This window comes from Rhizobium sp. CCGE531, assembly GCF_003627795.1.
Taxonomy (GTDB): domain Bacteria; phylum Pseudomonadota; class Alphaproteobacteria; order Rhizobiales; family Rhizobiaceae; genus Rhizobium.
Genome location: NZ_CP032684.1, coordinates 1,123,728 through 1,136,861, shown reverse-complemented (window position 1 = coordinate 1,136,861; position 13,134 = coordinate 1,123,728). Strand labels below are relative to the sequence as shown.

Here is a 13,134-nt window from a genome sequence, read left to right as displayed (position 1 = left end):
GGCTGGAGCGAGGCTGGCGTCATCGGCGAGATATTGCCCGGGTTGACCAAACTCCTGTTTTCCCTCGCGGCATCATGGGCTAGACCATTGCGGGACGGAGGATCGCATGAATATCGACAGTCTCGACCCGGCCACCTTCGACCAGACCGACCGCAAGGGCTGGCTGAAGCTGGTGGAACGGGCGCTGAAAGGCCAGGATTTCCAGGAAACCCTGGTGTCGCGGACCGATGATGGCATTGCCATCGATCCGCTTTACCAGCGCCGCCGCGATTGCACGCCGCTTGCGCGCCAGCGGGCCGACATGCCCTGGACGGTGAGCCAGCGTATGGATGATCCGGACGTAGAGCGGGCGCTGGCGCAACTCGGGGACGATCTGGCCAATGGCGCAACCGGCATCTCGCTTGTCTCGAAGAGTTCGGCTTCCGCCTTCGGCACTGGCCTCGATGCACAAGCGCCTGGCTTTTCAGGCGCGCTGGCAGCCGCAATGGCGGACAGAACTGTTGCCCTGCGCTTTGACGGTTTCGAACCCGGCTCTATCGACGCCCTCACAGCCGCTCTCCCGGACGGCACCCACGCACTGCATATTGGTATCGATGCGTTTTCAGCGAGCGGCGAACAGATTATTAGTGCAAACGACATCAAGAGCTTCGCCGAGCGCGAATTTCCAGGCACGATCGTCAATGCGGACGGCCGCGTGGTGCACAATGCCGGCGGCACCGAGGCACAGGAGCTGGCCGTCATGGCGGCAAGTCTCGTCGGCCATTTGCGATTGCTGGATAAGGCCGGCCTTTCGCCGGAAGCAGCGCTTCGGGCAACCAGCCTCTGCCTTTCGGCCGATCAGAACCAGTTCACGACGATGGCAAAGACACGCGCGGCGCGGCTGATCTTCGCCCGGATCGCCGAAGCCTGCGGCGTCCCCAATCGGCAGCCGGCGCATCTCCTGGCGGAAACGAGCTATCGCATGCTCACCCACCGCGATCCCGAGACGAATATTCTGCGCAATACGATCGCGGTCTTTTCAGCCGGCGTCGGCGGCGCCGACGAGATCTCCGTTCTGCCGCACAGCCTGACGCACGGCATTCCCGATCCGCTGGCGCGGCGCCTTGCGCGCAACACGCAGACGATCCTCATGGCCGAGAGCCATCTCGATCATGTCGTCGATCCCGCCGCCGGAGCCGGCGGCATCGAGGCGCTGACCGACGCGCTGGCCGAGCGGGCATGGGATATTTTCACCGATATCGAAAGCAAGGGCGGATTGGCGAAGGTGATCGCCAGCGGCGAGCTTGCGGCGATGGTTGCCGAGGCGCGTGCAGGTCGTGCCGCTGGACCAATCGTGGGGACGACGCTGTTTGCCATGAAGACGGAGCGGCTGGTGACTGTTTTGGGGGCTTTGGGGCCGGTTGCTGGCGGCATGGGGCTGATGCCGGTGCGGCTGGATGCGGTGGTGGAGGGATGAGAATGAACATCGCGTTCTCGGAGGCTGCGCACCCCCCTCTGTCACTTCGTGACATCTCCCCCACAAGGGGGGAGATCGTTCCAAAACAGCTGCTCCATGCCACAGGAGCATCAAATTTAGCTCCTGCGGATTCGATATCGATTTGGCGTGAAAAGGCTCCGCGAGTTTCCAATCTCCCCCCTTGTGGGGGAGATGTCACGACAGCGACAGAGGGGGGTGTCGCACGTCCGGCATCCACGGAGGCCTCGGCCCCATGACCAAGATTCCGAACTTCAGCACCATCCACTGGGCCAAACCGCAAGCAACGGCGCCGACAACCGATACCCCAGCGTGGGAAACACCCGAAGGCATTAGCGTCAAGCGCGCTTACAATGAAAGCGATCTCTCCGGCCTAAACTTCCTCGAGACCTATCCCGGCGCGGCACCCTTCGTGCGCGGCCCCTACCCGACAATGTATGTCCAGCAGCCCTGGACCATCCGCCAATATGCCGGCTTCTCGACCGCCGAGGAATCCAACGCCTTCTACCGCCGCAATCTCGCGGCCGGGCAGAAGGGTCTTTCCGTCGCCTTCGATCTTGCCACCCACCGTGGCTATGACAGCGATCATCCGCGTGTCGCCGGCGATGTCGGCATGGCGGGTGTGGCGATCGATTCCATCCTCGATATGCGCCAGCTTTTCGACGGCATTCCGCTCGACGAGATGAGCGTGTCGATGACCATGAATGGCGCGGTACTGCCGATCATGGCGCTCTATATCGTCGCCGCTGAGGAACAGGGCGTCTCCGAGGACAAGCTTTCCGGCACGATCCAGAACGACATCCTCAAGGAGTTCATGGTCCGCAACACCTATATCTATCCGCCGCAACCCTCGATGCGGATCGTTTCGGACATCTTCAGCTATACCAGCCGGCGAATGCCGAAGTTCAACTCCATCTCGATCTCCGGCTACCATATGCAGGAGGCCGGTGCGACGGCGGATCTGGAGCTCGCCTACACGATCGCCGACGGCATAGAATATGCGCGGGCCGGCGTCGCGGCGGGGCTCAATATCGACAGCTTCGCCCCTCGCCTCTCCTTCTTCTGGGCCGTCGGCATGAACTTCTTCATGGAAGTCGCCAAGATGCGCGCCGGACGGCTGATCTGGGCCGCCTTGATGCAGAAGAATTTCGCGCCGAAAGACCAGAAATCCCTCGCGCTCAGGACCCATAGCCAGACCTCCGGCTGGTCGCTGACGGCCCAGGACCCGATGAACAACATCATTCGCACCATGGTCGAGGCGATGGCGGCGACGCAGGGGCACACGCAATCGCTCCACACCAATTCTTTCGACGAGGCGCTCGCGCTACCGACCGACCATTCCGCCCGCATCGCACGCAACACGCAGATCCTCCTGCAGAAGGAATCGGGCACGACAGGGATCATCGACCCATGGGGCGGCTCGGCCTATGTCGAACGGCTGACCCATGATCTTGCCGCGCGTGCCCTTGCCCACATCGAGGAGGTTGAGGCGCTGGGCGGCATGGCGAAAGCGATCGAGAAGGGCATTCCGAAACTCCGGATCGAGGAAGCGGCCGCTCGCACGCAAGCGCGCATCGACAGCGGCCATCAAACCGTCGTCGGCGTCAATTTTTCCAAGCCTGAAAAGGATATCGAAGTCGATGTCCTGAAGGTCGAGAATTCCGAGGTGCGGGCACGCCAGCTTTCCAAGCTGCAGCAACTGAAGGGAACGCGCGAGACCGCTGCCGTCGAAACAGCCCTGGATGCTTTGACCTATGCCGCGCGAAACGGCACCGGCAATCTCCTTGATTTTGCCGTCCAGGCGGCAAGAGCGAGAGCCACCGTCGGCGAAATCTCGCTAGCTCTCGAAAAAGCCTATGGCCGTCATGTCGCCGAGATCAGGACCATCTCCGGCGTCTACCGCAAGGAAGTCGGCTCTGAAGATCCGGTCTTCAATGCGGCGGTGGCCAAAGTCGAGGCGTTCCGCAGGGCACGGGGAGAGAAGCCGCGCATCCTCATTGCCAAGATGGGCCAGGATGGGCACGATCGCGGCCAGAAGGTCATCGCCACGGCCTTTGCCGATCTCGGTTTCGATGTCGTCGTCGGCGCGATGTTCCAGACCCCGGAGGAAGTGGCCGACGTCGCCGTGCGCGAGGGGGTCGACATCGTCGGCGCATCGTCGCTTGCCGCCGGCCATCTGACGCTGGTGCCGGAATTGAAGGCTGCGCTTGCGCGCCGCCATGCCGGCAAGGTGCTGATCGCCGTCGGCGGCGTCATTCCGCCACAGGATTTCGCAGCCCTCGAAGCGGCGGGCGCGGATGCGATCTTTCCGCCCGGAACCGTGATCGCGCAGGCGGCATCGGCGCTGACAGAAAAGCTGATGGCGTAAGCGGCTATTTAGACGGCGACGCTCCTGAAGAACTCGATGCTCTGTTCGATCTCGCCCGGCAGAGCCGAATTATGACTGCCAGGCACGGTTGCCATCTCCATCTTCACGCCGGCGGCCGTCGCCCGCTTCGAGAGCAGCGCCAGGCGCGAGTCGAAATGGGCTTCCTCGGTGCCATGGAACAGCTTTACCGGGCTTTTGAAGCTGTGCGGATAGCAGAGCGGCGACCGCATCTGGAATTCGCGCGTGTTCTTCGTATTGAAGCGAATATCCTGCGGATAGCGGCCGAAAAAGGCATAGGCATCCGGATTGCCTGATATCGGCGCGACAGCACGGAACCGCTTCGTCGACATGGCGGTCAACATGGCAAGCGTGCCGCCGATGCTGTGTCCCGCCAGGAACAGGCGATGCGGATCGACGCCCGGCAGGTGCCGTAGCCGGTTGGAGGCCGCCAGCACATCAGCAACTTCGTCGTAAAAGCCCGAGAAATTGCCCCTCTGGCCATTCTCGCCGCGCATGGACGGGATCATGACGACGTAACCGGCATCGATATAGGGCTTCATCAGCTGCCAGTGCCCCTGGCCGATGGCGTTGCCGCCATGCAGGAAAAGCACGGCCGGCTTCGGCTTCAGTGAGCGCGTATAGCGGGAAACCCAAGCGACGAGTTCCAGTTCGCCGCCGAGGCCGCTGCGATAGAAAAGCTGGTCGGCCGTCGAGGGCGTGAGCAGCGGTTCGTAGATGTCGGGAGCCGGCCCCTTGCTCAGGAGGTCGGTCCGGAACAGGTGGCGCTCCTTGGCATAGTCGCCCGACTGCAGCGGCGGTGCATCCTCGGCCTTTTCATCGCTCCTCGCAATCGCGCCCTTGTTTTCGGCGGGCTTGCTCCCGACCGTGCTGTCATCGGATGCCCGGATGATATTGGGCGCAAAAAGGGCGACAGCGATGCCGGCCAGAACGCCGCGGCGATTGAGACGGAATAGGTGGTCGTCAGACATGGTCATAGCTCTGTCCAAATATCCCGGCGCAGCGCAAATCTGCACGGGTTGAAAGGCAAGGCCAACTCACATTGTGGTGAGGAATCGCCCTGTCCTATTCATCGACAACCGGAGACTTGGCGTCAATCATCGCAATCAAACTTTCCAGCCGATCCGCCTCGTATGGCGGCTTGTCGGGTCGCAACCGGGAGATGCGGGGAAAGCGCATGGCGACACCCGACTTATGGCGGGTGGAGCGGTTGATGCCTTCAAAGGCCACCTCGAGCACAAAGCCGAAATCGCGATCGGCGCGCACGGCCCGCACCGGGCCGAAACGATCGACCGTATTGTTGCGCACGAATTTGTCGAGCACTTCCAGCTCGGCATCGGTGAAGCCGAAATAGGCTTTGCCGACGGGTACGAGCTGTTCGCCCTCCGGGGTCATGGCCCATACGCCGAAAGTGAAATCGGAATAGTAGCTGGAGCGCTTGCCGTGGCCGCGCTGCGCATACATCAGCACTGCATCGACATTGTAGGGATCGCGCTTCCACTTGAACCAGGGACCTTTGGCGCGACCGGCGAGATAGGCGCTGTCCCTGCGCTTGATCATTACGCCTTCGATCACCGGATCGGGCGGCGAGGTGCGCAGCCGGTCCAGCTCCTCCCAGGAGGCGAAATCGACGAGCGGCGACAGATCGAAGCGGTCGTGCGGCGCAGCCTCGATGATCTCTGTCAGCCGCTCGCGCCGATCGAGGAAACCGCGGGCGCGCACGTCCTCCGCGCCATCGAACAGAAGATCGTAGGCGCGGATGAAGGCCGGGAATTCCTCCAGCATCTTTGTCGTGACGGTCTTGCGGTTGAGGCGCTGCTGCAGATCGGAAAAGCTGCGCGTCAGGCTGTTCGAGCGCACGGTGCCGCCGACCAGCAGCTCACCATCCATGACGCCCTCGAAATTCATGGCGTCCACGACGTCGGGAAAGGCGCCGGATATATCGTCGCCCGAGCGCGAATAGAGCTTGCTCGTGTCGCCGGAGCGCGAAAGCTGGACGCGAATGCCGTCCCATTTCCATTCGGCGGCGAAATCCCGCGGGTCGAGCCCATCGAGATCGCCTGTTTCAACCGGATTGGCGAGCATGACGGAATGGAAGATCGCCGGCGTCGCCAATATCGGGCGCTCTCCCTTGCCCTCAAGCCATTGGAACAGGCTCTCATAGGGCGGCTGCAGGCCGTGCCACAGCGTTTCGATTTCGGCGACGTCCTTGCCGGCAAGCTCCGCCAATGCCTGCTTGGCAAGCCGAGCCGAGACGCCGATGCGCAGGGCGCCGGTTGCAAGCTTCAGGAAGGCGAAACGACCCGACGTATCCAGCCGGTCCAGCAGGTCGCGGACGAAACTGCGCACCTCAGTCCGCCCCAGCGCGTTCATGCGGTGGACGACGTCGCCGAGCTTCGGCTGTTCGCCGGCGGGACGCTCGATGTCGCTCTCCTTGTCCCATACCAGCGAGATCGTTTCGGCAAGGTCGCCGACATAATCATAGGAATAGCGGAACAGCACATCGTCCATGCGCTCGAGAACGAGCTCGCGCAGCATGGCGGGCTTGACGTTGCGCACCTCGAGCGTGCCGGCGATGGCGGCGAGACCATAGCCGCGGTCGGGATCGGGCGTATCGCGGAAATAATCGGTCAGCAGCTTCAGCTTGCCGTTGCGGCTCGGCGTCAGCACCAGGCGGTCGAGGAGGTCGGCAAAGGCTTTCATCTGAGTGCCTCCTTCTCCCCTCGGGGAGAAGGTGCCCGGAGGGCGGATGAGGGGGAGCAGGGGTAGTCCCTCGCGCCATCCACAGGTTGCAGCGTTGCAATATCTTTGCGTAAATCCCCCTCATCCGACCCTTCGGGCCACCTTCTCCCCGCTGGGGAGAAGGCGAGACAAACGACGACCCTCATCATCTAGTCTCCCTCGTCTTCATAGCCGATGAGATGCAGCGGCTTGGCGGCGATGCCCTGCAGCTCGCACCAGCGCACCAGCGCCTCTTCGCGGCCGTGGGTGACCCAGACCTCGCTCGGCTTCAAGTCGGAGATCGTCTCGGTCAGTTCGGGCCAATCGCAATGGTCCGATATGACGAGCGGCAGCTCGACGCCGAGCTGCTTGGCGCGCTGTCGCACCATCATCCAGCCGGACGCGAAGGCCGGAAGCGGATCGTGGAACCGCCGCGCCCAGCGGTCCTGGAAAGCGGAGGGCGGGCCGACGACGACGGCACCCTGGAAGATCGACTGGTCGCGGCTTTCGATGGTGGCCGGCTTGAGCTCGCCGAGCGCGATGCCCTGGCTGACATAATAGTCGCACAGGGTTTCCAGCGCGCCATGAATGTAGATCGGCTTGTCATAGCCGGCATCGCGCAAAAGACGGATGACGCGCTGTGCCTTGCCGAGCGCATAGGCGCCGATCAGATGCGTTCGCTCGGGGAATTGGCGAAGCGAGGCCAAGAGCTTGCGTGTCTCGGCCATCGGATCGGGATGGTGGAATACCGGCAGCCCGAAAGTGGCCTCGGTGATGAAGACATCGCAGGGAACTGGCACATAGGCTTCACAGGTCGGGTCCGGCCGGCGCTTGTAGTCCCCCGAAACGACGATGCGCAGCCCATCCTTCTCCACCGCGATCTGCGCCGAGCCGAGAACATGGCCTGCAGGGTGGAACTGCACCTTGACGCCGTTGATCGTCACCTCTTCGCCGAAGCCGATCGCCTGTTCCGATGCCGCGAAACCATCGCCATAGCGGATGCGCATGATATCCAGCGTCTGGCGCGTGGCGAGCACATGGGCATGGCCGGAACGGGCATGGTCGGAATGGCCATGCGTGACAAGTGCCCGACCGACCGGCTGTACGGGGTCGATGTAGAAGCCGCCGATCGGACAGAACAATCCCTCAGGCGCCGGATAAAGCAGTTGGTCGGGTCTCATGACTTATGAGGATAGCGCGATTTGCACGATTAGGTAGCGATGACAGCAGCTTTTTGATCGAATCCGCGTTTGGGTTGCCGATCTCTAGCGCGGATCGATCGTTGGCGGAGCTTCGTCTGTGCCGGACTGGTAAATGAAATGGCAAAGATCTGGGGCTTTTGGGCAAGCCAAGCGCGTTTGATGAGCCGCCTCCGTACCAAAACGAGACAGATAGCCTTGGCATGATTTCTGCTTTGTCGGTGTCGCCCTGGGAGTTCACAATGATCCAACGCCGCGCCTTTATCGCTTCCCTCACCGCTTCCGCAGCGGCCGGCTTGCTTGCGCCCCGGGTTTTCGCCGCGCCGCTTGCCAGGATGAGGGGTGCCGAGCTGCGGGGGCCGATCGACGCCATTGCGTTGAAGACGACACCGGGAGCGAGCGACTTCAAGAGCGGCAAGCTGCAGGCGATGATCGACAATGCGGCGCGCACCAACATGCCGCTTTTCCTGCCGCCGGGCACATACACCGTCTCCAACCTGACACTCCCCAACAATACGCGCATCAATGGTGTTCCCGGTGCCTCGCGGCTGGTCTACAGCGGTGACGGCCATCTGATGAATGCGGATAAGGCCAAGCGCATCGAGCTTTCCGGCCTCGTGCTTGACGGCGGCAATCGCTGGCTTGCCGACTATGCCGGCGGGCTCCTGCAATTTACCGGCGTCGATGAGGTGCTGATCGACAATTGCGATGTTACCGGCAGCCGCAAGCATGCGCTGCAGCTGGAGCGCTGCGGCGGCCGGATCGAACGCAGCCGCATCTCCGGCGCCGCCGAGGCCGGCATCTATTCCGTCCAGTCAGCCGGATTGGCTGTCACCGGCAATCGCGTCGAGGATTGCGGCAATGGCGGCATCCTCATCCATCGCTGGGAAAAGGCCGAGGATGGCAGCAGCGTCACCAACAACCGCATTGCCCGCATCCGCGCCAACGGCGGCGGCACCGGCCAGAACGGCAACGGCATCAATGTCTTCCGCGCCGATGGCGTGACGGTTTCGGGCAACCAGATTGCCGATTGCGCCTTCACCGCCATCCGCGCCAACTCGGCATCGAATGTGCAGATCTCCGGCAATCAATGCCTGCGTTCGGGCGAAACCGCCATCTATTGCGAATTCGAGTTCGTCGGCGCCACGATCAACGACAATCTGGTCGATGGCGCCGCCAACGGCATCTCGGTCACCAATTTCGACAGGGGCGGGAGGCTCGCTGCGGTGACGGGCAATGTCATCCGCAACCTCTCGCTTACAGCACCTTATGCGCAGGATGGCGGCTTTGGCATCGGCATTTCGGCCGAAGCCGATACGCTTGTTACCGACAATGTCATCGAGAACGCCCCGCTCTGGGGATTAAGGCTTGGCTGGGGTCTATATCTCCGCAACGTGGTCGCGACCGGCAATATCGTCAGACATGCCGGCATCGGTTGCGTCGTCTCGGTGGCGGACGGTGCCGGCTCGGCAGTGATTTCAGGCAATCTCTTCCAGGAGATGGAGCAAGGCGCGATCATGGGCTTTCGCTGGGACAAGCCGGCATCGGGTGAGTTGGCAAAGGGGAACTCGCAGTTCCCGCAATTGACCATCGAAAACAACAGGCTCCTTTAAAGCGCGTCGCGATCTTTCAGATTCGCTCCCTGCGCTTTAAACTTTTGATTTTTCGCATGTCGTTATCGCAAAACCGCTGCACACCTTTGCGCGACATGCTTTAGGCCGATCGCCAGTTCGGCTGACGCTTCTCGAAGAAGGCGGTGACGCCCTCCTTCGCCTCCTCGGTTTCCCATGCATCCGCCAATTGCTCGACGACGTGATCGATCATGCCATCGGTGACCGGCCTGCCGACGGAGCGTGCCAGGGCCTTGGCGCGGGCGGCCGCCTGGGGTGAGGCCGCCAGGAAATGGCGAACCTCCGCTTCCACGGCTTCATCCAGCGCCTCCTCCGCCACGACACGCGACAGCAGGCCGGCGGCATGCGCCTGCCAGGCATCGATGATCTTGCCGGAGAGGAAGAGCGGGCGGGCATTCGTCTCGCCGATCCGGGCGATGACATAGGGGCTGATGGTGGCTGGAATGATGCCGAGGCGCACTTCCGTCAGACCGAAGCGCGCCGTCGATGCCGCTATCACCATATCGCAGACGCTCAAGATGCCGATGCCACCGCCGAAGGCATTGCCATGCACACGGGCAACCAGCGGCTTCGGCAGCTCGTTCAGCGCCTTGAACAGCATGGCGAGCCGGCGCGCCTCGACCATGCGCCCCGCGCGCGTTGCGTCGAACTGGGCGCGCATCCAGCCGAGATCGCCGCCGGCGCAGAAGCTCGCGCCCTCGCCGGTGAGTACGACGACCCTCACCGCCTTGTCATGGGCGAGATCGTGCGTTGCCGCCGTCAGGGCATCGATCATCTCCGCAGACAGGGCATTGTGCTTTTCGGGGCGCGCCAGCGTGAGGTGGGCGACACCCCGCTCATCGGTATCGATGCGGATCGTTTGTGATGTCATGAGGCACTCCTGAGGCTGCGGGCAAAGGCGGCGGCGCGGGCAAGTTTCTCATCATCGAGACCGGTCTCGAAGCCATGCAGCGCCAGATAGTGGTGAACCGCCACGGTATCGACATTGCCCTTGGCGCCGGGGGCAAAGGGGCAGCCGCCAAGACCGCCGGCGGCGGCGTCGAATACCCGCAGACCCCGATCGAGAGCGACACCGATATTGTCCAATGCCCGGCCTGACGTATCGTGAAAATGTCCGGCGAGCATGGCGGCAGGCAGTTCGGCAAGAACGGCGTCCAGCATTCTGTCCACCGCCTCCGGTTCGCCTCTGCCGATCGTATCGCCAAGGCTGATTTCATAACAGCCGAGCTCCCGCAATTGCCGGGCAACGCCCACGACGTTTTGCGGCGGCGCGGCACCCTCATAGGGGCATTCGACGACGCAGCTGACGTAGCCGCGCAACGGAACGCCACGATCCCGGCTGGCTGCCGCGACCGGTCGGAAGCGCTCGATGCTTTCGGCGATAGAGCAATTGATGTTGCGCATGGAGAAGGTTTCGGAAGCAGATGCAAAGATCGCCACCTCATCGGCACCGGCTGCAAGTGCCGCCTCGAAGCCCTTCATGTTGGGCGTCAGCGCTGCATAACGAACGCCGGAACGCCGCTCTATCCCAGCCATGACGGCGGCGGCATCGGCAAGCTGCGGCACCCATTTCGGACTGACGAAGCTGGTAACCTCGATGCGTTCGAAACCGCAATCGGAGAGCAGATCCACCAGCTCGATCTTCCGCGCGGTATCGACCGGCTGCTTCTCATTCTGCAGGCCGTCGCGCGGCGCCATCTCGACAATGGTGACGTGGTTTGGGGGCTTGTCGGTCATGCCGTGTCCTCCGGCCGAAGTGACAGAAGTACGGCGCTTTCGCTGGTCTGATCCCCCTCGCCGACATGCAGGCTTTCGACGATGCCGTCGCGCGCCGCCGTCAGCGTCAGCTCCATCTTCATGGCTTCCATGACGACCAGTGCCTGGCCCTTCGCCACCGTATCGCCCTCACGCACGCGGACGATCTTGACGAGGCCCGGCATCGGCGCAACCACGCGGTCGCCGCCGCCAGCCGCCTCCTCCGCGCCATCGAGCAGATCGAGGCGATGGAAATGATGGGTGTGTCCGTCGAGAAACAGCGTCACGGCTGAGGACGTCTCAAAGATATCGACGCGGGACTGCCGGCCGTCGATTTCGATGCGTCGGGCAACATCGTCATCTTCGAAGAGACGAACGAGAATGGAGCGATCATCGAAGGTGACGCTGAAAAGCGCCGGACCCTTTGCAATCACCCGGCAATTCCTATGGTCGCCGGCAAAATGCAGCGTGACGGGACGGCTTGCTTCGCCCCAGAGCTGCCAGGCGCCGAGCGAATGCCAGGGGTCGTTGCCGGTGGTTTTAGCAAAGCCGCCCGCCTCGACAATGGCGGCGATGGCAAGCGCCGCATCGTCGGGCTGCTGCGTCGCGGTCAGCGCCTCTATGTCCCGATCGATCAGCCCCGTATCCGGATGACCGGCGGCGAAGTCCGGTTGGCGGCTGAGCCGGATGAGGAAATCGAGATTGGTGGTGGTTCCCGCAACCTGTGTCTGCTCCAACCCTCGCGTGAGCTTGGCAAGGGCAGCCGGGCGATCCGGCGCATGCACCGTCAGCTTGGCGATCAAAGGATCGTAATGCGGGGTGATGCTATCGCCCTCGCGCACGCCGGCATCGATGCGGACATCGCCTTCGGGAAAGCTTAAGTGCGCGAGCGTGCCGGTTGCCGGCAGGAAGCCGCGCGCCGGGTCTTCGGCGTAGATGCGCGCTTCGAAAGCCCAGCCGTTTATGGTGAGTTCGTCCTGCGTCTTCGGCAGCGGCTCGCCGCTCGCAACGCGCAATTGCCACTCCACCAGATCGACGCCGGCGATCGCCTCGGTGACGGGATGCTCGACCTGCAGGCGGGTGTTCATTTCCATGAAGAAGAAGCGGTCCGGCGACAGGCCGTCGGAGACATCGGCGATGAATTCGACCGTGCCGGCGCCGCGATAATCGATGGCGCGGGCGGCGCGAACGGCCGCCTCGCCCATGGCGCTGCGCATCTCCTCAGTCATGCCAGGCGCCGGCGCCTCTTCGATCACCTTCTGGTGCCGACGCTGCAGCGAGCAATCGCGCTCGAAGAGATGCACGGCATTGCCATTGATATCGCCGAAGACCTGGATTTCGATGTGGCGCGGCTTGATCAGATATTTCTCGATCAGCACGGCATCGTCGCCAAAAGCCGATTTCGCCTCGCGCTTTGCCGCCTCCAGCGAAGCCTCGAAATCCACCGGTCCGTCGACACGGCGCATGCCCTTGCCCCCGCCACCTGCCCGCGCCTTGATGAGAATAGGAAAGCCGATGCCCTCGGCCTGCTCGGCAAGGAAGCCGGGCTCCTGCTTATCGCCATGATAGCCGGGAACAACGGGCACGCCTGCCCTCTCCATCAGCGCCTTGGCGGCATCCTTGAGCCCCATGGCGCGGATGGAGGCCGGCGACGGGCCGATGAAGACGAAACCCGCCGCCTCGACCGCTTCGGCAAAATCGGCATTTTCCGAGAGAAAACCATAGCCGGGATGGATGGCCTCCGCTCGGGTTCGCTCAGCCGCCGCGATGATCTTCTGCTTCGAAAGATAACTTTCGCTCGCCGCCGCCGGGCCGATATGAACGGCCTCGTCGGCGAGCGTCACATGCAGCGCATCCCGATCGGCGTCGGAATAGACGGCGACGGTGCGGATGCCCATGCGCCTTGCCGTGTGGATGACCCGGCAGGCAATTTCCCCGCGATTGGCGATCAGTATCTTCGAAAACATC

The 13,134-nt window shown here is 62.9% G+C and carries 9 protein-coding genes; 3 read left to right on the top strand and 6 right to left on the bottom strand.

Annotated features, from left to right (window positions below):
* The first annotated feature begins 106 nt into the window (after positions 1-106).
* Both CCGE531_RS05590 and scpA read left to right on the top strand, forming a co-directional pair.
* A complete protein-coding gene (locus CCGE531_RS05590) occupies positions 107-1,456 on the top strand; it encodes a methylmalonyl-CoA mutase family protein (RefSeq protein ID WP_120663295.1) in 1,350 nt (449 codons plus the stop codon).
* Positions 1,457-1,709: 253 nt separating this feature from the next.
* Positions 1,710-3,842: a methylmalonyl-CoA mutase gene (scpA, locus tag CCGE531_RS05585; protein WP_120663294.1), complete on the top strand. Its 2,133-nt coding sequence runs from the start codon at positions 1,710-1,712 to the stop codon at positions 3,840-3,842.
* A gap of 8 nt (positions 3,843-3,850) precedes the next feature.
* Here the strand turns inward: scpA and CCGE531_RS05580 are convergent, their stop codons facing one another.
* From CCGE531_RS05580 to CCGE531_RS05570, 3 genes are all read right to left on the bottom strand, one after another.
* Positions 3,851-4,837, bottom strand: a complete 987-nt coding sequence (locus tag CCGE531_RS05580; protein WP_120663293.1) for an alpha/beta fold hydrolase — start codon at positions 4,835-4,837, stop codon at positions 3,851-3,853.
* An 88-nt stretch (positions 4,838-4,925) separates the two neighbouring features.
* Positions 4,926-6,563, bottom strand: coding sequence for a cisplatin damage response ATP-dependent DNA ligase (locus tag CCGE531_RS05575; protein WP_120663292.1), 1,638 nt, complete (start codon positions 6,561-6,563; stop codon positions 4,926-4,928).
* A gap of 188 nt (positions 6,564-6,751) precedes the next feature.
* Positions 6,752-7,762, bottom strand: coding sequence for a ligase-associated DNA damage response exonuclease (locus CCGE531_RS05570; RefSeq protein ID WP_120663291.1), 1,011 nt, complete (start codon positions 7,760-7,762; stop codon positions 6,752-6,754).
* Between the two features lie 260 nt (positions 7,763-8,022).
* Here CCGE531_RS05570 and CCGE531_RS05565 point away from each other — a divergent pair, with 260 nt between their 5' ends.
* A complete protein-coding gene (locus CCGE531_RS05565) occupies positions 8,023-9,393 on the top strand; it encodes a TIGR03808 family TAT-translocated repetitive protein (RefSeq protein ID WP_120663290.1) in 1,371 nt (456 codons plus the stop codon).
* A 100-nt stretch (positions 9,394-9,493) separates the two neighbouring features.
* On the opposite strand, the gene CCGE531_RS05560 is transcribed toward CCGE531_RS05565, so the two are convergent.
* From CCGE531_RS05560 to CCGE531_RS05550, 3 genes are read right to left on the bottom strand one after another with little or no spacing between them, the layout of a single operon-like run.
* The gene (locus tag CCGE531_RS05560; RefSeq protein WP_120663289.1) at positions 9,494-10,282 is read right to left on the bottom strand and encodes a crotonase/enoyl-CoA hydratase family protein; all 789 of its coding nucleotides are present in this window, start codon (positions 10,280-10,282) and stop codon (positions 9,494-9,496) included.
* Entirely contained in the window at positions 10,279-11,148 is an 870-nt protein-coding gene (locus tag CCGE531_RS05555; RefSeq protein WP_120663288.1) for a hydroxymethylglutaryl-CoA lyase, read from the bottom strand. The genes CCGE531_RS05560 and CCGE531_RS05555 overlap by 4 nt, the downstream gene beginning before the upstream one ends.
* Positions 11,145-13,133 (bottom strand): acetyl/propionyl/methylcrotonyl-CoA carboxylase subunit alpha, encoded by a 1,989-nt coding sequence (locus CCGE531_RS05550; RefSeq protein WP_120663287.1) that lies wholly within the window; start codon positions 13,131-13,133, stop codon positions 11,145-11,147. The genes CCGE531_RS05555 and CCGE531_RS05550 overlap by 4 nt, the downstream gene beginning before the upstream one ends.
* Position 13,134: the final 1 nt, after the last annotated feature.

Coding starts and splice junctions, on each gene's coding strand:
- CCGE531_RS05590 (WP_120663295.1), top strand. CDS start 107: ATGAATATCGACAGTCTCGACCCGGCCACCTTCGACCAGACCGACCGC.
- scpA (WP_120663294.1), top strand. CDS start 1,710: ATGACCAAGATTCCGAACTTCAGCACCATCCACTGGGCCAAACCGCAA.
- CCGE531_RS05580 (WP_120663293.1), bottom strand. CDS start 4,837: ATGACCATGTCTGACGACCACCTATTCCGTCTCAATCGCCGCGGCGTT.
- CCGE531_RS05575 (WP_120663292.1), bottom strand. CDS start 6,563: ATGAAAGCCTTTGCCGACCTCCTCGACCGCCTGGTGCTGACGCCGAGC.
- CCGE531_RS05570 (WP_120663291.1), bottom strand. CDS start 7,762: ATGAGACCCGACCAACTGCTTTATCCGGCGCCTGAGGGATTGTTCTGT.
- CCGE531_RS05565 (WP_120663290.1), top strand. CDS start 8,023: ATGATCCAACGCCGCGCCTTTATCGCTTCCCTCACCGCTTCCGCAGCG.
- CCGE531_RS05560 (WP_120663289.1), bottom strand. CDS start 10,282: ATGACATCACAAACGATCCGCATCGATACCGATGAGCGGGGTGTCGCC.
- CCGE531_RS05555 (WP_120663288.1), bottom strand. CDS start 11,148: ATGACCGACAAGCCCCCAAACCACGTCACCATTGTCGAGATGGCGCCG.
- CCGE531_RS05550 (WP_120663287.1), bottom strand. CDS start 13,133: ATGTTTTCGAAGATACTGATCGCCAATCGCGGGGAAATTGCCTGCCGG.